Source organism: Pseudomonas cyclaminis, assembly GCF_015163715.1.
GTDB lineage: Bacteria > Pseudomonadota > Gammaproteobacteria > Pseudomonadales > Pseudomonadaceae > Aquipseudomonas > Aquipseudomonas cyclaminis.
This window is the reverse complement of sequence record NZ_JADDUM010000068.1, coordinates 1-981: the sequence shown is the minus strand read 5'-3', so window position 1 is coordinate 981 and position 981 is coordinate 1. Positions and strand designations below refer to the sequence as shown.

Genomic DNA, 981 nt, shown 5'->3' with positions numbered 1-981 from the left:
CAAGGGCGTGCTGGTGGCCGGTATCGCGGTGATCCTCGGCGCAATCGCCATGGTCGGCTACGGCAATTACCTCGGCTGATGCCGCTTATTTTTGAAGGAGTTTTTTATGTTGCTTGCAGACAAAACCGTAATCATCACCGGCGCCTCCCGTGGTATCGGCCGCGCCGCCGCCCGTGAATGTGCGCGCCAGGGCGCCCGCGTGGTGATCGGCCACAGTGGCAGCGGCCAGGGCACCGAGGCGGCGTATTCGCTGATCGAAGAGATCAAGGCGTTTGGCGGTGCGGCCATCGAAGTGGGTGGCGATGCCGCCGACCCGGACACCGGCGACAAGCTGGTGGCTGGCGCCGTGAAGGCGTTCGGCAGCGTCGACGTGTTCGTCAACAACGCCGGGATCTGCCCGTTCCACTCGTTCCTCGACATGCCCCGCGAGGTCTATCTGAAAACCGTCAACACCAACCTCAACGGCGCCTACTTCGCCGTGCAGGCGGCGGCCAACCAAATGAAAAACCAGGGCCGTGGCGGCGCGATCATCGCGGTCAGCTCCATCAGCGCGCTGGTGGGCGGTGGCATGCAAACCCACTACACGCCAACCAAGGCCGGGCTGCACTCGCTGATGCAGTCCTGTGCGATTGCACTGGGGCCCTATGGGATTCGCTGCAACTCGGTGCTGCCGGGCACCATTGCCACCGACATCAACAAGGACGACCTGGCCGACGAGGAAAAACTCGCCTACATGACCTCGCGCACGCCGCTGGGACGGTTGGGTGAGCCGGATGATGTGGCTGGGCCGATTGTATTCCTGGCTTCGGACATGGCGCGCTACGTCACCGGCGCGTCGTTGCTCGTCGATGGTGGCCTTTACGTAAACCTGCAGTAACCCCCGCTCTCCCTCAAACATCACAGTTCCAATGTGGGAGGGGGCTTGCCCCCGATAGCAGAGTGTCAGTCAGTACAGTTGTGGCTGATACACCGTAATCGGGG

At 62.7% G+C, this 981-nt stretch carries 1 protein-coding gene; it reads left to right on the top strand.

Annotated features, from left to right (window positions below; genetic code table 11):
• The first annotated feature begins 106 nt into the window (after window positions 1-106).
• Complete coding sequence (lra1, locus tag IQK56_RS10755) at window positions 107-877, top strand: L-rhamnose 1-dehydrogenase Lra1 (RefSeq protein WP_122307856.1); 771 nt, start codon at window positions 107-109, stop codon at window positions 875-877.
• Window positions 878-981: the final 104 nt, after the last annotated feature.

What these genes read in the sequence shown, in the direction of transcription:
- lra1 (WP_122307856.1), top strand. Translation starts at nt 107, where the DNA reads ATGTTGCTTGCAGACAAAACCGTAATCATCACCGGCGCCTCCCGTGGT.